17 protein-coding genes are annotated in these 17,347 nt (G+C 61.7%); 10 read left to right on the top strand and 7 right to left on the bottom strand.

The annotated features are described in order from the left end of the window. Positions 1-7: 7 nt before the first annotated feature. The 7 genes from PLD_RS20490 (at position 8) to PLD_RS20520 (ending at position 5,989) form a co-directional block, all read left to right on the top strand. Positions 8-1,105: an amino acid ABC transporter permease gene (locus PLD_RS20490; protein ID WP_159895917.1), complete on the top strand. Its 1,098-nt coding sequence runs from the start codon at positions 8-10 to the stop codon at positions 1,103-1,105. Between the two features lie 10 nt (positions 1,106-1,115). Then, positions 1,116-1,880, top strand: coding sequence for an amino acid ABC transporter ATP-binding protein (locus PLD_RS20495; RefSeq protein WP_159895918.1), 765 nt, complete (start codon positions 1,116-1,118; stop codon positions 1,878-1,880). A 175-nt stretch (positions 1,881-2,055) separates the two neighbouring features. After that, positions 2,056-2,715, top strand: coding sequence for a FadR/GntR family transcriptional regulator (locus PLD_RS20500; RefSeq protein WP_159895919.1), 660 nt, complete (start codon positions 2,056-2,058; stop codon positions 2,713-2,715). Positions 2,716-2,728: 13 nt separating this feature from the next. Beyond that, positions 2,729-4,021 carry a CynX/NimT family MFS transporter gene (locus tag PLD_RS20505; RefSeq protein WP_159895920.1) on the top strand — a complete coding sequence of 431 codons (1,293 nt, stop codon included), beginning with the start codon at positions 2,729-2,731 and terminating at the stop codon, positions 4,019-4,021. Positions 4,022-4,120: 99 nt separating this feature from the next. Continuing rightward, positions 4,121-4,591, top strand: a complete 471-nt coding sequence (locus PLD_RS20510; RefSeq protein WP_159895921.1) for a nuclear transport factor 2 family protein — start codon at positions 4,121-4,123, stop codon at positions 4,589-4,591. Positions 4,592-4,645: 54 nt separating this feature from the next. Then, complete coding sequence (locus PLD_RS20515; protein WP_159895922.1) at positions 4,646-4,966, top strand: GIY-YIG nuclease family protein; 321 nt, start codon at positions 4,646-4,648, stop codon at positions 4,964-4,966. 87 nt (positions 4,967-5,053) lie between these two features. Then, positions 5,054-5,989 carry a glutathione S-transferase family protein gene (locus PLD_RS20520; protein WP_159895923.1) on the top strand — a complete coding sequence of 312 codons (936 nt, stop codon included), beginning with the start codon at positions 5,054-5,056 and terminating at the stop codon, positions 5,987-5,989. A gap of 108 nt (positions 5,990-6,097) precedes the next feature. On the opposite strand, the gene PLD_RS20525 is transcribed toward PLD_RS20520, so the two are convergent. Both PLD_RS20525 and yejK read right to left on the bottom strand, forming a co-directional pair. Then, complete coding sequence (locus tag PLD_RS20525) at positions 6,098-6,454, bottom strand: glutaredoxin family protein (RefSeq protein ID WP_159895924.1); 357 nt, start codon at positions 6,452-6,454, stop codon at positions 6,098-6,100. Beyond that, the gene (gene yejK / locus PLD_RS20530) at positions 6,454-7,458 is read right to left on the bottom strand and encodes a nucleoid-associated protein YejK (protein WP_159895925.1); all 1,005 of its coding nucleotides are present in this window, start codon (positions 7,456-7,458) and stop codon (positions 6,454-6,456) included. The genes PLD_RS20525 and yejK overlap by 1 nt, the downstream gene beginning before the upstream one ends. Positions 7,459-7,852: 394 nt before the next feature. On the opposite strand from yejK, the gene PLD_RS20535 reads away from it, so the two are divergent. Beyond that, positions 7,853-8,134 carry an HU family DNA-binding protein gene (locus PLD_RS20535; protein ID WP_003440137.1) on the top strand — a complete coding sequence of 94 codons (282 nt, stop codon included), beginning with the start codon at positions 7,853-7,855 and terminating at the stop codon, positions 8,132-8,134. 91 nt (positions 8,135-8,225) lie between these two features. On the opposite strand, the gene rlmF is transcribed toward PLD_RS20535, so the two are convergent. The 5 genes from rlmF to PLD_RS20560 form a co-directional block, all read right to left on the bottom strand. Continuing rightward, positions 8,226-9,251: a 23S rRNA (adenine(1618)-N(6))-methyltransferase RlmF gene (gene rlmF / locus PLD_RS20540; protein ID WP_159895926.1), complete on the bottom strand. Its 1,026-nt coding sequence runs from the start codon at positions 9,249-9,251 to the stop codon at positions 8,226-8,228. 175 nt (positions 9,252-9,426) lie between these two features. Continuing rightward, positions 9,427-12,273 carry a valine--tRNA ligase gene (locus PLD_RS20545; protein WP_159895927.1) on the bottom strand — a complete coding sequence of 949 codons (2,847 nt, stop codon included), beginning with the start codon at positions 12,271-12,273 and terminating at the stop codon, positions 9,427-9,429. A 119-nt stretch (positions 12,274-12,392) separates the two neighbouring features. After that, positions 12,393-12,866 (bottom strand): DNA polymerase III subunit chi, encoded by a 474-nt coding sequence (locus tag PLD_RS20550; RefSeq protein ID WP_159895928.1) that lies wholly within the window; start codon positions 12,864-12,866, stop codon positions 12,393-12,395. Between the two features lie 7 nt (positions 12,867-12,873). Next, complete coding sequence (locus PLD_RS20555) at positions 12,874-13,302, bottom strand: DNA polymerase III subunit chi (RefSeq protein ID WP_159895929.1); 429 nt, start codon at positions 13,300-13,302, stop codon at positions 12,874-12,876. 59 nt (positions 13,303-13,361) lie between these two features. Then, positions 13,362-14,852, bottom strand: a complete 1,491-nt coding sequence (locus tag PLD_RS20560; RefSeq protein ID WP_159895931.1) for a leucyl aminopeptidase — start codon at positions 14,850-14,852, stop codon at positions 13,362-13,364. A 306-nt stretch (positions 14,853-15,158) separates the two neighbouring features. On the opposite strand from PLD_RS20560, the gene lptF reads away from it, so the two are divergent. Next, positions 15,159-16,277 (top strand): LPS export ABC transporter permease LptF, encoded by a 1,119-nt coding sequence (gene lptF / locus PLD_RS20565; RefSeq protein ID WP_159895933.1) that lies wholly within the window; start codon positions 15,159-15,161, stop codon positions 16,275-16,277. Beyond that, positions 16,270-17,331: an LPS export ABC transporter permease LptG gene (lptG, locus tag PLD_RS20570; protein ID WP_159895935.1), complete on the top strand. Its 1,062-nt coding sequence runs from the start codon at positions 16,270-16,272 to the stop codon at positions 17,329-17,331. The genes lptF and lptG overlap by 8 nt, the downstream gene beginning before the upstream one ends. Positions 17,332-17,347 lie beyond the last annotated feature (16 nt).

Raw genomic sequence — 17,347 nt, forward strand, 5'->3', positions numbered from 1 at the left:
GGCGCCCATGACAACTCATACTTTCAAACCCGATATGCCGCCGCCCAACAGGAGCATCGGGGTGCTGGCGTGGATGCGCGCCAACATGTTTTCCAACGGGCTCAACACCCTGTTGACCCTGTTTGCCTTCTACCTGATCTACCTGGTGGTACCACCGCTCCTGCATTGGGCGATCTTCGACGCCAACTGGGTCGGCACCACACGGGCCGATTGCACCAAGGATGGCGCGTGCTGGGTGTTCATCCAGCAGCGTTTCGGGCAGTTCATGTACGGCTATTACCCGATGGGGATGCGCTGGCGAGTGGACCTGACCGTGTGGCTGGCAGTGATTGGTGTGGCGCCGCTGTTCATCTCGCGCTTCCCGCGCAAGGCGATCTACGGGCTGTGCTTCCTGGTGGGCTACCCCATCGTCGCCTACACCTTGTTGCACGGCGGTTACCTGGGCCTGGCCAATGTCGCCACCAGTCAATGGGGCGGCTTGATGCTGACCCTGGTGATTGCCACTGTGGGCATTGCCGGGGCGTTGCCCTTGGGCATTCTGCTCGCGTTGGGGCGGCGTTCTGACATGCCTGCGATTCGCGTGGTGTGCGTGACCTTCATCGAGTTCTGGCGCGGCGTGCCATTGATCACGGTGTTGTTCATGTCGTCGGTGATGCTGCCGTTGTTTCTGCCCGAAGGCATGAACTTCGACAAGCTACTGCGGGCGCTGATCGGGGTGATTCTGTTTCAGTCGGCCTATGTGGCCGAGGTGGTGCGCGGGGGGCTGCAAGCCATTCCCAAGGGGCAATACGAAGCTGCGGCCGCCATGGGATTGGGTTACTGGCGTGCCATGGGCCTGGTGATTCTGCCACAGGCACTGAAGATGGTGATTCCCGGCATCGTCAACACCTTCATCGCCCTGTTCAAGGACACCAGCCTGGTGATCATCATCGGTCTGTTCGACCTGCTCAACAGCGTCAAGCAAGCTGCCGCCGACCCCAAATGGCTGGGCATGGCCACCGAAGGTTATGTCTTCGCGGCCCTGGTGTTCTGGATTTTCTGTTTTGGTATGTCCCGCTACTCCATGCACCTGGAGCGTAAGTTGGACACAGGCCACAAGCGTTAGGAGTACCTCCATGAGTGAAGCGAACAAAAAGCCTGTGAGCCCTGAAGGCATTATTCAGATGCAGGGTGTGAACAAGTGGTACGGCCAGTTCCACGTGTTGAAGGACATCAACCTTAACGTCACACAGGGCGAACGCATCGTTCTGTGCGGGCCTTCGGGGTCTGGAAAATCCACCACCATCCGTTGCCTCAATCGCCTGGAAGAGCATCAGCAAGGGCGCATTGTGGTGGACGGCGTGGAACTGACCAATGACCTCAAGCAGATTGAGGCCATTCGCCGGGAAGTGGGCATGGTGTTCCAGCACTTCAACCTGTTTCCGCACCTGACCATCTTGCAGAACTGCACCCTGGCGCCGATGTGGGTGCGCAAGATGCCCAAGCGCAAGGCCGAGGAAATTGCCATGCACTACCTGGAGCGGGTGCGGATTCCAGAGCAGGCCAACAAGTACCCCGGCCAACTCTCCGGTGGTCAGCAGCAGCGCGTGGCGATTGCCCGGGCACTGTGCATGAAGCCCAAGATCATGCTGTTCGACGAACCCACCTCGGCCCTGGACCCGGAAATGGTCAAGGAAGTGTTGGACACCATGATCGGCCTGGCCGAAGACGGTATGACCATGCTCTGCGTGACTCATGAAATGGGCTTTGCCCGTACTGTCGCCAACCGGGTGATCTTCATGGACAAGGGCGAGATCGTCGAACAGGCGGCGCCTAACGACTTCTTCGACAATCCACAAAGCGATCGCACCAAGCTGTTCCTGAGCCAGATCCTGCATTGATCCTGATGCACGGCTGGCGCTGACGATAAACCCGGACTGGCTCCGGGTTTATTTTTATCAAGACCTGTTTGCAATGGCGAAAGTGCCTACTCCAGCCTAAATCGTTGAACTCTCTGAAAAGCCTGAATACCATGTCGGACAATTCATCCGATGATTGGATGAAAGAGTGAGTTCAATGAGCGAAATTTCCCCCCTGATCAAACGTTCCCTGGTCGACCAGGCCCTGGAGCAGTTGCGCCTGCGCATTACCAAGGGCGCCTGGGCCGTCGGCCAGCGTCTGCCTACCGAGCCGGAGCTGGCCAGTGAGCTGGGCATCAGCCGCAACACCGTACGTGAAGCCATGCGCGTGCTGGCGTTCTCTGGGTTGATCGAGATTCGCCAGGGCGATGGCAGCTACCTGCGAGCCGTGGCCGACCCCCTGGACATGCTCCAGGCGCTGTCCCAGTGCTCCCTGGAGCAGGCCCGGGAAACCCGGCAGATCCTTGAAGTGGAGGCGGTCGGCCTGGCGGCCCTGCGCCGCAGCGGCGAGGACCTGCTGGCCCTGAACCAAGCCTTGCAGGCCAGCAGCGGGCATTTTCATGGCGACCTGGAAAGCTACATCGCCTGCGACCTGGTCTTTCACCAGCGCCTGGTGGATGCCGCCCACAACCCGACCCTCAGCCAGCTGTACCGCTATTTTTCCAGCGTGGTGGGCGCGCAGTTGCGCCAGACCTTGACCCAGGCTCCGCGTCGCCAGGACGTCTTCGATCTCCATCAGCACCTGCTGGATGCCATCGAACAGGGCGACCCCGAGCGGGCCAAGAACCTCTCCCGCCAGTTGATCAACGAATCCTGAATCCGAGACCTTTATGTCCAACCACCAGGTACCCCCGAATACCCCGTCTGCTCCTCGGCGTCCTGCCGAGCTCGAAGAACTGCTGATCGACGCCGAGGCCAATGACGAGGAGCTTGAGCAGGCCCCACCCGCGGTGCGCCGGCCCTGGCTGTTGCTGCTGGGGCTGATCCTGGTGGCGCTGAACCTGCGTCCGGCGCTGTCGAGCATGGCGCCGTTGCTCGATGATGTATCCCGGAGCCTGGGGTTGTCGGCGGCCAAGGCGGGGTTACTGACCACCTTGCCGGTGTTGTGCCTGGGGTTGTTCGCGCCTTTGGCACCGCTGCTGGCCCGGCGTTTCGGCGCTGAACGGGTGGTGCTGGGGATTCTCCTGACTCTGGCCCTGGGCATTGTCCTACGCAGCTCGCTCGGTGAGTTCGGTGTCTTTGCTGGGAGCCTCCTGGCAGGGGCCAGCATCGGGGTGATCGGGGTGCTGCTGCCGGGCATTGTCAAGCGCGATTTTGCCCGCCATGCAGGCACCATGACCGGGGTCTACACCATGGCCTTGTGCCTGGGGGCGGCCATGGCAGCAGGCGCCACGGTGCCCTTGAGCCATCACTTTGACGATCGTTGGGCCATGGGCCTGGGCTTCTGGGCGGTGCCAGCGTTAGTGGCGGCGCTGTTCTGGTTGCCTCAGGTGGGTCAGAAACACGGCGCCCACCATGTCGCTTTCCGGGTGCGCGGGTTGCTGCGTGATCGCCTGGCCTGGCAGGTGACCCTGTACATGGGCCTGCAGTCCTCCCTGGCCTACATCGTGTTTGGCTGGCTGCCATCGATCCTGATCGGCCGCGGGCTGAGTCCGACCCAGGCCGGACTGGTGCTCTCGGGATCGGTGATCGTGCAACTGGCCAGCTCCCTGGCGGCGCCCTGGCTGGCAACCCGGGGCAAGGACCAGCGCCTGGCCATCGTGATGGTCATGCTGATGACCCTGGGTGGCCTGTTCGGTTGCCTGTATGCGCCGCTGGACGGCTTGTGGGGCTGGGCCATTCTGCTGGGCCTGGGGCAGGGCGGCACGTTCAGCCTGGCCCTGACCCTGATCGTGCTGCGCTCTCGGGACACCCATGTGGCGGCCAACCTGTCGAGCATGGCCCAGGGCATCGGCTACACTCTGGCGTCCATGGGGCCGTTTGCGGTGGGGCTGGTGCATGACTGGACCGGCGGCTGGAACGCCGTGGGCTGGATCTTCGCTGTGTTGGGCAGTGGGGCGATCATCGCCGGGCTGGGCGCTGGTCGTTCGTTGTATGTACAGGTGCAAAGCGAGAGAATCTGACGGGCTTCGCTGTCGATATTTGTCCGGCAAATGCCGATAGTCTTCCTAAGGCCTGGGGATTATTGTGCTGGCATTCCCTTGCCCTTGCGGAGTCTGTCCATGAGCGATGCCCACCACGCCCTGATCACTGAGTTTTATCAAGCCTTCCAACGGCTGGATGCCGAAGCCATGAGTGCCTGCTACACCGAGGATGTGCTGTTCAGTGATCCGGCCTTCGGCGAGCTACGCGGCCGCGACGCCGGCGACATGTGGCGCATGCTCACCACGCGGGCCAAGGATTTTTCCCTGACCTTCGATCAGGTGCGTGCCGATGCGGACAGCGGCAGCGCGCACTGGGTGGCCACCTATCTGTTCAGTCAGACCGGCAACACCGTGGTCAATGACATTCAGGCGCGCTTCGAGTTTCGCGACGGCAAGATCTGCGAGCACCACGACCATTTCGATATGTGGCGCTGGGCTCGCCAAGCGCTGGGCGCCAAGGGCCTGTTGCTGGGCTGGACGCCGCTGTTGAGAAATGCCGTTCGCGCCCAGGCGCTCAAAGGTCTGAAGGCCTTCCAAAACGGTCGTTGAAAGCCTTCCTCTGCTAAGATCGCGGCTTGTCATCCACAAGCCACGATCCCCTCTGTGACCAGCCCCGATTCATTCCCCGTCGTTGCCGTCGCCTCGCCAGTGGCGGACAGCAAACCCTGGTTCGTCTACCTGGTGCGTGCCGCCAATGGCGCCTTGTATTGCGGCATCAGTGACGATCCACAGCGGCGTTTTGCCAAGCATCAGAGTGGCAAGGGCGCACGGTTTTTTCTCTCCAGCCCGGCAGTCGCCCTGGTCTATACCGAGCGTTGCCGGGACAAACGCGAGGCGCTGCGCCAGGAGCGATTGATCAAGAAACTCAAGAAGAGTGCCAAGGAATGTCTGGTGGCTTCGACTGCGGCTCAGGTATCACGCTGACTGATAAGGGCTCATGAGTTGCAACTGTAGGCTGCTCGCTGATTGCGCGCTAAGCTCAGTCTCCCTCTCTTCCAGCGGACCCCGAGCATGTCAGAGTTGATCCTTCACCATTACCCGACCTCGCCTTTCGCGGAAAAAGCCCGTCTGCTGCTGGGCTTCAAGGGCTTGTCCTGGCGTTCCGTGAACATTTCCCCGGTGATGCCCAAGCCCGATCTGACCGCCCTGACCGGTGGTTATCGTAAGACCCCGGTGCTGCAGATCGGCGCCGATATTTACTGCGACACGGCCTTGATCGCCCGCCGCCTGGAGCAGGAAAAAGCTTCGCCGGCGCTGTTCCCCGAGGGCCAGGAAATGATCAGCGCGGTCTTCGCGACCTGGGCCGATTCGGTGGTGTTCCAGCACACCGTGAGCCTGGTGTTCCAGCCGGAGTCCGCGGCTGCGCGTTTCAGCAAGCTGCCACCAGAAGCGGTCAAGGCGTTCATGGCCGATCGCGCCGGGCTGTTCAGTGGTGGCAGTGCCACTCGCATGCCATTGGAACAGGCCAAGCATCAATGGCCGACCATCATGGCGCGCCTGGAGCAACAGTTGCAGCGCGAGTCGGGGGACTTTCTGTTCGGCGAACCATCCATTGCCGACATCGCCCTGGCTCACCCACTGTGGTTCCTCAAGGGCACGCCGGTGACGGCGCCATTGGTCGACGAATATCCGGCGGTGACGGCCTGGTTGGCCCGAGTGCTGGGGTTTGGTCACGGCTCCTTCACCCAGATGAGTGCCGAAGAGGCGCTGGAGGTGTCGCGCAATGCCACGCCGGCGCCTTTGCCGGATGAGTCGTTGGTTGACCCCAATGGCTTCGAGGCGGGGCAACAGGTGGCGATTGCCGCTACCGACTACGGAGTCGACCCGGTGCTGGGCGAGTTGCTGTTTGCCGGCACTGAAGAGCTGATCCTGCGCCGCGAAGATCCGCGGGCCGGGGTGGTGCATGTGCACTTCCCACGGATGGGTTTCTGCATTCAGGCCCAGTGATACACCCCGCTGTGGGTTGACGCTGGCTTGCCAGCGAAGGCGTCTTCAAGGTCGGCCAGCGACTTGATGGCGTCTTCGCCGGCCAGCGAAGCGCCACGCAGCCCGCACCTACTGCGGTTTCAGCGCCGCCATGATGGCATCGGGGTCGTAGGTGCGGATCAGGGTGCCGTTGACATCGAGGATCGGAATCCCGGCACCGCCCAACTCGATATAGGCTTTGCGCGCCTCGGCCTCTTTTTCGATGTCGAACTCCCGGTAGGGAATGCCCTTCTGATCGAGAAAGCGCCGGGTGGCCTTGCAGTAGCCGCACCAGTCGGTGGCGTACAACACCACCCGGGCCTGGTTGCGGATCTCTTGGCTGACCACCGCCGAAGGATTGAACAGCCGCTCGATCTTGCCCCAGTGCTGGTAGATCACCACCACCAGCAGGATCAGCAAGAACTTCTTCAATACCCCCTGGAGCATCAGTTGCGGCGCTTGAGCTGGTCGGTCAACTGAGTGGGCAGGCCCTTGATGATCAGGGTGCCGGCTTCTTCGTCGTACTCGATCTTCGAGCCCAGCAGGTGTGCCTCGAAGCTGATGGATAAACCTTCGGCACGGCCGGTGAAGCGGCGGAACTGGTTGAGGGTGCGTTTATCCGCGGGAATCTCCGGCGACAGGCCGTAGTCCTTGTTGCGGATGTGATCGTAGAACGCCTTGGGGCGATCTTCGTCGATCAGTTCGGACAGTTCTTCAAGGCCCATGGGCTCGCCGAGCTTGGCCTGACTGCTGGCGTAGTCCACCAGGGTCTTGGTCTTTTCCCGGGCCGAGTCTTCCGGCAGGTCCTCGCTTTCGACGAAATCGCTGAAGGCCTTGAGCAGGGTGCGGGTTTCCCCCGGGCCGTCGACGCCTTCCTGGCAGCCGATGAAGTCGCGGAAGTACTCCGACACCTTCTTGCCGTTCTTGCCTTTGATAAAGGAGATGTACTGCTTGGACTGCTTGTTGTTCTGCCATTCGGAGACGTTGATTCGCGCCGCCAGGTGCAGTTGGCCCAGGTCCAGGTGGCGCGACGGCGTCACGTCCAGCTGGTCGGTCACGGCCACGCCTTCGCTGTGGTGCAGCAGGGCGATGGCCAGGTAGTCGGTCATGCCTTGTTGATAGTGGGCGAACAGCACGTGGCCGCCGACCGACAGGTTGGATTCCTCCATCAGTTTTTGCAGGTGCTCCACCGCCACCCGGCTGAATGCGGTGAAGTCCTGGCCACCATCGAGGTACTCCTTAAGCCAGCCGCTGAAGGGGAAAGCGCCGGACTCGGGATGGAACAGGCCCCAGGCTTTGCCTTGCTTGGCGTTATAGCTTTCGTTGAGGTCGGCGAGCATGTTTTCGATGGCTGCGGACTCGGCCAGTTCGGAATCACGGGCGTGCAGAACTGCTGGGCTGCCGTCGGGTTTTTTGTCGATCAGGTGGACGATGCAATGACGGATCGGCATGGGCTTCTCGGCTGATTGAAGGGGGAGGGCGGGCTCCCCGAAAAAGTGCCCAGTGTACCGCACCCACGGGTTTCGGCGCGGTTTGCCAGGCGATGAACGGCTGGTCGGTAGGGCTTATGCATTTTTTTACCGATTTAGCGCAATAAAGCTGACCAAATGGCTAGGTAGAAGCGGATATTTCCCCGCCTCTGTGCTAGTTTTGCCCGGTCTTACGCGATGTCTCAGCGTTAAGCGTGCATTCAGCATTTGTCGGGTCGAACCAAACCCTGATTTCGGTATCTATAACCCCGATCCGTCGTGGTTGTAACCGGGGTGCCAGGTCCACAAGATCTGGCTCGATGGCTGACACTGCACTCTGCAATCCAAATGAATTTGATAGGGAAGGAACACCACAATGGCTATTACTAAAGACCAACTGATCGCTGATATCGCTGAAGCTATCGACGCGCCGAAAACCACCGCGCGTAACGCTCTGGACCAGCTGGCTCAGATCGTTGCTGATCAATTGGAAAATGGCGGCGAAATCACTCTGCCGGGTATCGGCAAACTGAAAGTGACTGAGCGTCCTGCCCGTACTGGCCGTAACCCATCGACTGGCGCTGCCATCGAAATCGCTGCCAAGAAAGTTATCAAGCTGGTTGTGGCTAAAGGCCTGACCGACGCTGTTAACAAGTAAGACTTGCAGTGAAACCGTGCTCAGAAGTCTTTCGGGCACGGTTTGTGTGACACCGATTCACGCAAGGTGAATCGTCGCCAAATCCCCTCCCTCAGTTCTTTCTTACCCAGCGCTCCTGTACCCATGCTTGTTGCTGTGCCTTGTCCTTGAAGGTCCAGGCGACGAAGCGGCTCTGTTTCTGTCCCTGGGACATTTCCACCACCTGGCTTTGCACCGCCCCGGCTTTTTTCAGCGCGTGTTCAATGGCCGGCAGGTTCGAGGCCTTCGACACCAGGGTGCTGAACCACAGCACTTGCTGGCCGACGCTGGTGCTTTCGCGGATCAACTGGCTGACAAAGCGGATCTCTCCACCTTCGCACCACAGTTCCCGTGCCTGGCCGCCAAAGTTCAGCACCGGCAGCTTGCGCTTGGGATCGGCCTTGCCCAGGGCACGCCACTTGCGCTGGCTGCCGCGAGTAGCTTCTTCCAGCGAGGCGTGGAAGGGTGGGTTGCACAGGGTCAGGTCGAAGCGCTCAGTGCTTTCTAGCAGGCCGTTGAGGATCTGCTTGGGATTGCCCTGTTGGCGCAGGCTGACGGCCTTGTTCAAGCCGTTGGCCTGGACGATGGCCTTGGCGGCGGCCAGGGCCGTGCTGTCGATGTCTGAACCGAGGAACTGCCAGCGGTAGTCGCTGTAACCGATCAGCGGGTAGATGCAGTTGGCGCCAACGCCAATGTCCAGCACTCGGATCGCCGCGCCGCGAGGGATCTCGCCCTGGTTGTGGCTGGCCAACAGGTCGGCGAGAAAATGCACATAATCGGCGCGTCCAGGGACTGGCGGACAGAGAAAGTCCGCTGGAATGTCCCAGTGGTCGATGCCGTAGAACGTCTTGAGCAGGGCCCGGTTGAACACCCGCACGGCTGCCGGGTCGGCGAAGTCGATGCTTTCCTTGCCGTAGGGGTTGAGGATCACGAATTGCCCCAGCTCCGGGGTGCTCTTGATCAGTTGCGGGAAGTCGTAGCGCCCCTGGTGACGATTGCGCGGGTGCAGGCTGGCCTTTTCCCGGGGTATGGCGGCTTTGGCTGGGGAGGCAGGCTTGGGTTTTTTGCGCGCAGGCTTGGGAGTGTTGGGGGCGGTCATGGGGGATCGATTCGAGGGTGGTTCAAAGTGGCGGGCATTGTCCCACAGGAGCGGCGGTATGTTTCAAGCAACCAGCGACAAGTGATGCATGCCTGCCTCCGCGCCGCCTAAGACAAGGCGTATAAAAAAGGGAGGCCTGTATGGGCCTCCCTTTTTCACATCGCGCGAATCGCCGTTACAGGCTGGAAATCCGTGCGTGCTGTTCCGCCAGCTTGCCCAGGGCCTGTTCGGCCTCGGCCAGTTTGGCGCGTTCCTTCTCGATCACTTCCGCCGGAGCCTTGTCGACGAAGGCGGCGTTGGACAGCTTGCCGCCCACGCGCTGCACTTCGCCTTGCAGGCGCTGGATTTCCTTGTCCAGGCGCGCCAGTTCGGCGCCCTTGTCGATCAGGCCGGCCATCGGCACCAGCACTTCCATCTCGCCCACCAGGGCGGTGGCGGACAGCGGTGCTTCGTCGCCGGCGGCCAACACAGTGATGGATTCGAGGCGGGCCAGTTTCTTCAGCAAGGCTTCGTTCTCGGTCAGGCGCCGCTGGTCTTCGGCGCTGACGTTCTTCAGGAACAGGGCCAGGGGCTTGCCCGGGCCGATGTTCATTTCCGCGCGAATGTTGCGCGTACCGAGCATCAGGCCCTTGAGCCATTCGATGTCGTCCTCGGCGGCCTGGTCGATGCGTGCCTCAACGGCCACCGGCCAAGGTTGCAGCATGATGGTCTTGCCCGTGCTGCCTGCCAGCGGCGCCAGGCGCTGCCAGATCTCTTCGGTGATGAACGGCATGAACGGATGGGCCAGGCGCAGGGCCACTTCCAGTACCCGCACCAGGGTGCGACGGGTGCCGCGCTGGCGTTCAACCGGCGCGTTCTCGTCCCACAGCACCGGCTTGGACAGCTCCAGGTACCAGTCGCAGTACTGGTTCCAGATGAACTCGTACAGGGCCTGGGCGGCCAGGTCGAAACGGAACTGGTCGAGCTGGCGGGTGACTTCGGCTTCTGTGCGCTGCAGCTGGGAAATGATCCAGCGGTCCGCCAGGGACAGCTCAACGGCTTCGCCGTTCTGACCGCAGTCTTCGCCCTTGTCCAGCACGTAGCGCGCGGCGTTCCAGATTTTGTTGCAGAAGTTGCGGTAACCCTCGACGCGGCCCATGTCGAACTTGATGTCGCGGCCGGTGGTGGCCAGGGAGCAGAAGGTGAAGCGCAGGGCGTCGGTGCCGTAGCTGGCGATGCCGTCGGCGAATTCGGCGCGGGTCTGCTTCTCGATGGCTTTCTGCAGCTTGGGCTGCATCAGGCCGGTGGTGCGTTTTTGCACCAGGGTTTCGAGGTCGATGCCGTCGATGATGTCCAGCGGGTCGAGGACGTTGCCCTTGGACTTGGACATCTTCTGGCCCTGGCCGTCGCGGACCAGGCCGTGCACGTACACGGTCTTGAACGGAACCTGCGGTGTGCCGTCTTCGTTCTTCACCAGGTGCATGGTGAGCATGATCATCCGGGCGACCCAGAAGAAAATGATGTCGAAGCCGGTGACCAGCACGTCGGTCGGGTGGAAGGTCTTGAGGAAGTCGGTCTGTTCCGGCCAGCCCAGGGTGGAGAAGGTCCACAGGCCCGAGCTGAACCAGGTGTCGAGTACGTCGTTGTCCTGCTGCAGGGCAACGTCCGGACCGAGGTTATGCTTGGCGCGGACTTCGGCTTCATCGCGGCCGACATAGACCTTGCCCGACTCGTCGTACCAGGCCGGAATCCGGTGGCCCCACCACAGTTGGCGGCTGATGCACCAGTCCTGGATGTCGCGCATCCAGGAGAAGTACATGTTCTCGTACTGCTTGGGCACGAAGGCGATGCGGCCGTCTTCCACCGCCGCGATGGCAGGCTCGGCCAGCGGCTTGGTGGAGACGTACCATTGGTCGGTGAGCCACGGCTCGATGACGGTGCCGGAACGGTCGCCTTTTGGCACTTTCAGGGCATGGTCGTCGACGCTGACCAGCAGGCCGGCGGCGTCGAAGGCGGCCACGATCTGTTTGCGCGCTTCGAAGCGGTCCAGGCCCACGTACTCGGCCGGGATCTTGCCGTCGACGGTTTCGTTGAGGCTGCCGTCCAGGTTGAACACCTGGCAGGCCGGCAGCACGGCGGCGTTCTTGTCGAAGATGTTGAGCAGCGGCAGGTTGTGGCGCTTGCCGACTTCGTAGTCGTTGAAGTCGTGGGCCGGGGTGATCTTCACGCAGCCGGTGCCGAACTCAGGATCGCAGTAGTCATCGGCAATGATCGGGATACGCCGGCCCACCAGGGGCAGCTCGACGAACTTGCCAATCAGCGCCTTGTAGCGCTCGTCTTCAGGGTTCACCGCCACGGCGGAGTCGCCGAGCATGGTTTCCGGGCGAGTGGTGGCGACGATCAGGTAGTCGTTGCCTTCAGCGGTCTTGGCGCCGTCGGCCAGTGGATATTTCAGGTTCCACAGGAAGCCTTTCTCGTCGTGGTTTTCCACTTCCAGATCGGAAATCGCCGTGTGCAGCTTGGTGTCCCAGTTCACCAGGCGCTTGCCGCGGTAGATCAGGCCATCTTCGTGCAGGCGCACGAAGGCTTCCTTGACCGCTTCCGAGAGGCCGTCGTCCATGGTGAAGCGCTCGCGGCTCCAGTCCACAGAGGAACCCAGGCGGCGGATCTGGCGGCTGATGTTGCCCCCGGATTGATCCTTCCACTCCCAGACTTTTTCGAGGAACTTTTCCCGGCCCAGATCATGGCGATTCAGGCCCTGGGCTTCGATCTGACGCTCCACCAGCATCTGGGTGGCGATACCGGCGTGGTCGGTGCCCGGCTGCCACAGGGTGTTGCGACCCTGCATGCGACGGAAACGGATCAGGGCGTCCATGATCGCGTTGTTGAAGCCGTGGCCCATGTGCAGGCTGCCGGTGACGTTCGGCGGCGGGATCATGATGGTGTAGGAGTCGCCCGCGCCTTGCGGGGCGAAGTAGTTCTCGGACTCCCAGGTCTGGTACCAGGAAGTTTCAATGGCGTGCGGCTGGTAGGTCTTATCCATGCGCGGCGGGACCCTATTGGCATTTATTCAGGAAAAGCCGGGAAGTATAGCGGAGGGGGGCAGCAGCAAGCCACAAGCGGCAAGCGACAAGATGGCCATGCCCGGCTTTTGCGGGTGACTTATGGTTTGCCGCTGGTGGCTGCCGCGAGCAGGCGTTCCAGGCGGGCGTCGAGGCGGCGCTTGATTTCGGTCTCGATGTGCGGGGCGAAGTCGTCGATCACGTCTTGCATGATTAACTGCGCGGCAGCGCGCAGCTCGGTGTCCAGGTGCAGCAAGGCGTCGGCGCTGTTGCTGGTGGGGGCGGGTTGAGGGCGTGGCGTCGGGGCTGGAGCCGGCTTGGCTTCCACAGCCTGCATTGGTGCGGGAGCTGGCTGAGGTTTGGCAGGCGAGGCCGGAGCTGCTTCGGTCGCGGGTTGTGCGCTCCCCACCATGTCGAACAGCAAGGGGATTTGCGCTTCGCCGCTCACGGTTTCACCGCTTACGGTCTCTGTGAGCAGCGGTGGTTGCAGGTTGTCATCGCCGAGCAGTTGGCGGATCGACTCGAGGTCGTCCAGCAGATGTGCGGGTTTTTGCTGCGGGTTGGGAGTGTCCATCGGGTGCTCAGAGTCGCTGTAAACGGTGATCTTGCAGAGGATAGCCCTGTTCGCGATAGAAACGGAAACTCTCGCGGGCTGCCTGACGAATAGTCGGGTCCTCCACTACCACCTCGGCAATTCGGGCAAAGCGCGGGGCGAAGGCCGGTACTTTCAGGTCCAGGTTCACCAGCAGATCGTTGTGCTCGCCGGGGTCCTGGCCCAGGCCCAGTACGATCAGGCCTTCGGGTTCGCTTTCCGCCGGGCCATGGGGAATAAAGGTTTCACCTTTGAAGCGCCACAGGCGGGCATCGAGTTCGTCCCGTTGCGCGGTGTCGCTGCAGTGCAGGTAGATGCGGTGGCCCATGCGCCAGGCCTTGTCGGTGAGCTTGCAGGCAAAATCCAGGCGTGCCGCAGGGTCGGCGCTGGGAAGAATATAGAAGTCGACTTTGGTCATTGGGGTTCCTGAGACGCGCGGGGCGCCGCCTTGAGCGACGCCTCGTGCGGTCATGATTTTCAGGCTTTGGCGCGGTCCAGCAGGTATTGGGTCAGCAGGGGCACGGGACGGCCGGTGGCGCCCTTGTCCTTGCCGCCGCTGGTCCAGGCGGTGCCGGCGATGTCCAGGTGCGCCCAGTTCAGGTTCTTGGTGAAACGCGAGAGGAAGCAGGCGGCGGTGATGGTGCCGGCCTTCGGCCCACCGATGTTGGCGATGTCGGCGAACGGGCTGTCCAGTTGCTCCTGGTACTCGTCGAACAGCGGCAGTTGCCAGGCGCGATCGTCGGCTTGCCGACCTGCGCTGAGCAATTGCTCGATCAGTTCGTCGTTGTTGCCCAGCAGGCCCGACGTGTGGGCGCCCAGGGCGACGATGCAGGCACCGGTGAGGGTGGCAATGTCGATCACCGCCTGAGGCTTGAAGCGTTCGGCGTAGGTCAGGGCGTCGCACAGCACCAGGCGGCCTTCGGCGTCGGTATTGAGGATTTCCACGGTCTGGCCGCTCATGGTGGTGACGATGTCGCCAGGGCGGGAGGCGCCGCCGCTGGGCATGTTCTCGGCGCAGGCGAGGATGCACACCAGGTTGATCGGCAGTTGCAGTTCAAGTACGGCGCGCAGGGTGCCGAACACGCTGGCGGCACCGCCCATGTCGTACTTCATTTCGTCCATGCCGGCACCCGGCTTGAGGCTGATGCCGCCGGTGTCGAAGGTGATGCCCTTGCCGACTAGGGCGAACGGCTTCTCGGACTTCTTGCCGCCGTTGTAGTGCATGACGATCAGGCGTGGCGGCTGGTCGCTGCCCTGGCCCACGGCATAGAACGAGCCCATGCCCAGTTCCTTGATCTTTTTCTCGTCGAGGACTTCGACTTTCAAACCCTTGAATTCCTTGCCCAGTGCCTTGGCTTGCTCGCCGAGGAAGCTTGGGTGGCAGACGTTCGGTGGCAGGTTGCCCAGGTCACGGGTGAAGGCCATGCCTTTGGCGATGGCGCGGGCGTGGGTCACGGCGCGTTCCACCTCGGCTTGGGCGGCCTTGAGGGTCAGCAAGGTGATTTTCTTCAGTGCGCGGGGCTCGGCTTTCTGGCTCTTGTAGCGGTCGAAGGTGTAACCGCCATCTACCAGGGTTTCCGCCAGCAGGCGGGTCTTGCCGTAGCTGTCGCGACCGTTGACCACGACTTCGTCCAGCGCCAGCGTGGCGTCACCACCGCCCAGACCCTTGAGGGTGGCGAGCGCGCCGCTGATGACTTTGCGCCATGGGCGATCGCTCAGTTCCCCTTCCTTGCCCACGCCCACCAGCAACAGGCGCTCGGCTTTGAGGTTGGCCACACCGTGCAGCAGCAGGCTTTGGCCGACTTTGCCGGCCAGGTCGCCGCGCTTGAGCACCGCGCTGATGGCGCCGCCACTGAGCTCATCGAGTTGTTTGGCGACGTTGCCGAGTTTGCGGCCTTCACCGACGGCGACCACCAGGGTGGCGGTCTTCAACGTTTCCGGGCTAACGCTTTTTACAACCAGTTCCATGTCCGGGTCCCTGAATAAATGGTCAAAGAGCGCAGGAAAGACTCCGGCGCGGGGCTTATCTGTATAAAAGAAGACGTCGCCTGTGGGCGACGACAAAGCCGCCAGTTTGAACCTCGCCGCTTGCGGCTGACAACCCTCGTTTTGGCCCAGTACGCCGCTTTAGAGCGCCGGGTGAGCATCCTCCGTGACAGGCGCATGCAATCACAGGATAATGCGCCATCTTTTTTTCGGCGGCCCGGCGTTCTGGGCCGGCTCGATACGTTGCTTGTTCGGCCGCCTTAGCCTGACAACCCTGGAGTGTCTGGTTTGATCGTCTTTCGTTATCTGTCCCGCGAAATCCTGCTGACCCTGAGTGCCGTGAGCGCGGTGCTGTTGGTTATCATCATGAGCGGGCGCTTCGTCAAGTTCCTCGCCCAAGCCGCCTCGGGCGCCCTGGATCCGGGCTCGCTGTTCCTGATCATGGGGTTTCGCCTGCCGGGCTTCCTGCAGTTGATCCTGCCGCTGGGTTTGTTCCTCGGCATCCTCCTGGCTTATGGCCGGCTCTACCTCGAAAGCGAGATGACCGTGTTGTCCGCGACCGGCATGAGTCAGCAGCGCCTGCTGGGCCTGACCATGATTCCAGCGGCCCTGGTGGCCCTGGTAGTGGCTTGGCTGAGTCTGAGCCTGGCACCGCAGGGCGCCAATCAGTTCCAGTTGCTGCTGAACAAACAGGATGCGTTGACCGAGTTCGATACCTTGGTCGCTGGGCGCTTTCAGGCGCTCAACGATGGTACTCGGGTGACTTACACCGAGCAGTTGTCTGAGGACCGGACCAACCTTTCCGGGGTGTTTATCTCCGAGAAACGCCTGAGTCGAGAGAAGAAAGACCAGGGTATTTCCGTGCTGGTGGCCGAGAAGGGGCATCAGGACATTCGCCCGGACGGCAACCGCTACCTGATTCTGGAAAACGGCTATCGCTATGACGGTAACCCGGGCGAGGCCGACTACCGAGTGATCAAGTACGACACATATGGTGTATTGCTGGAGCGCCCGGATGTCAGCGACGAAGTCACTGATCGTGATGCCATGCCTACTGCCGAGCTGTTTGGCAAGGATGACCTGCGGGCCCGCGCCGAGTTGCAATGGCGCCTGTCCCTGCCGTTGCTGGTGTTCATCGTGACCCTGATGGCGGTGCCGTTGTCCCGGGTCAATCCGCGCCAGGGCCGCTTTCTCAAGTTGATTCCGGCGATCCTTCTTTATATGGCGTACCTGACCATCCTCATCGCGGTTCGTGGCGCGATGGAAAAAGGCAAGATTTCTCCGGCCTTCGGGCTGTGGTGGGTGCACCTGTTGTTCCTGGCGATAGGGCTGGGGTTGATGTATTGGGAACCGTTGCGCTTGAACATGGCGAGTCGTCGCAGCATGAAGGAGATGGCTCGTGGCTAAGCTCGATCGCTACATTGGTAGCAGTGTGTTCATGGCCATTCTCGCGGTTCTGGGGATTATCCTCGGCCTGGCCTCGTTGTTCGCGTTCATCGACGAGATGGGCAATGTCAGTGACACCTACACCGTCGTCGATGTGATGAGCTATGTGGTCCTGACCGCGCCGCGTCGGGTCTACGAAATGTTGCCGATGGCGGGCCTGATAGGCTGCCTGATCGGTCTCGGCACCTTGGCCAGCAATAGCGAGCTGACCATCATGCGCGCTGCGGGTGTCTCCGTTGGGCGTATCGTCTGGGCGGTGATGAAACCAATGCTGGTGCTGATGCTGGTGGGTGTGCTGGTGGGTGAGTACGTCGCCCCGGCCACCGAAACCCAAGCCCAGGCCAGTCGTGCCCTGGCCCAGGGTTCCGGTGATGCGCAAAGTTCCAAGCACGGCCTGTGGCATCGCCAGGGTGACGAGTTCATCCACATCAACGCGGTGCAGCCCAATGGTCTGTTGTACGGTGTGACCCGTTACCGCTTCGATGACAGTCGCCACATGCTGTCGTCGAGCTTTGCTCGTCAGGCGCGGTTTCATGAGAGCTACTGGCAACTGACGGATGTCACCACCACCTACTTCCGTGACGGCCACACCGAAGTGGTCAAGCAGCCCGAAGAGCGTTGGAATGTGGCGTTGAGCCCGCAACTGCTGAGTACCGTGGTGATGGCGCCGGAATCGCTGTCGATCAGCGGGCTGTGGGGTTATATCCACTACCTGGCTGACCAGGGGTTGAATAACGGTCGCTACTGGCTGGCATTCTGGATCAAGGTGCTGCAGCCCCTGGTCACGGCGGCCCTGGTGCTGATGGCGATTTCCTTCATTTTCGGTCCGCTGCGTTCGGTGACTCTTGGTCAGCGGGTGTTTACCGGCGTGCTGGTGGGTTTCACGTTTCGTATCGCTCAGGACCTGTTGGGGCCGTCGAGCCTGGTATTTGGTTTCTCGCCCTTGTTCGCCGTATTGGTGCCGGCGGGTATTTGTGCGATTGCCGGCCTCTGGCTGTTGCGCCGGGCCGGCTGATCTTGCCGCTTTGCCA

Source organism: Pseudomonas sp. LD120 (assembly GCF_009861525.1).
Taxonomy (GTDB): Bacteria; Pseudomonadota; Gammaproteobacteria; order Pseudomonadales; family Pseudomonadaceae; genus Aquipseudomonas.

What these genes read in the sequence shown, in the direction of transcription:
- PLD_RS20535 (WP_003440137.1), top strand. Translation starts at nt 7,853, where the DNA reads ATGGCTATTACTAAAGACCAACTGATCGCTGATATCGCTGAAGCTATC.
- PLD_RS20490 (WP_159895917.1), top strand. Translation starts at nt 8, where the DNA reads ATGACAACTCATACTTTCAAACCCGATATGCCGCCGCCCAACAGGAGC.
- PLD_RS20520 (WP_159895923.1), top strand. Translation starts at nt 5,054, where the DNA reads ATGTCAGAGTTGATCCTTCACCATTACCCGACCTCGCCTTTCGCGGAA.
- PLD_RS20525 (WP_159895924.1), bottom strand. Translation starts at nt 6,454, where the DNA reads ATGCTCCAGGGGGTATTGAAGAAGTTCTTGCTGATCCTGCTGGTGGTG.
- yejK (WP_159895925.1), bottom strand. Translation starts at nt 7,458, where the DNA reads ATGCCGATCCGTCATTGCATCGTCCACCTGATCGACAAAAAACCCGAC.
- PLD_RS20495 (WP_159895918.1), top strand. Translation starts at nt 1,116, where the DNA reads ATGAGTGAAGCGAACAAAAAGCCTGTGAGCCCTGAAGGCATTATTCAG.
- rlmF (WP_159895926.1), bottom strand. Translation starts at nt 9,251, where the DNA reads ATGACCGCCCCCAACACTCCCAAGCCTGCGCGCAAAAAACCCAAGCCT.
- PLD_RS20550 (WP_159895928.1), bottom strand. Translation starts at nt 12,866, where the DNA reads ATGGACACTCCCAACCCGCAGCAAAAACCCGCACATCTGCTGGACGAC.
- PLD_RS20555 (WP_159895929.1), bottom strand. Translation starts at nt 13,302, where the DNA reads ATGACCAAAGTCGACTTCTATATTCTTCCCAGCGCCGACCCTGCGGCA.
- PLD_RS20500 (WP_159895919.1), top strand. Translation starts at nt 2,056, where the DNA reads ATGAGCGAAATTTCCCCCCTGATCAAACGTTCCCTGGTCGACCAGGCC.
- PLD_RS20510 (WP_159895921.1), top strand. Translation starts at nt 4,121, where the DNA reads ATGAGCGATGCCCACCACGCCCTGATCACTGAGTTTTATCAAGCCTTC.
- PLD_RS20505 (WP_159895920.1), top strand. Translation starts at nt 2,729, where the DNA reads ATGTCCAACCACCAGGTACCCCCGAATACCCCGTCTGCTCCTCGGCGT.
- PLD_RS20545 (WP_159895927.1), bottom strand. Translation starts at nt 12,273, where the DNA reads ATGGATAAGACCTACCAGCCGCACGCCATTGAAACTTCCTGGTACCAG.
- PLD_RS20560 (WP_159895931.1), bottom strand. Translation starts at nt 14,852, where the DNA reads ATGGAACTGGTTGTAAAAAGCGTTAGCCCGGAAACGTTGAAGACCGCC.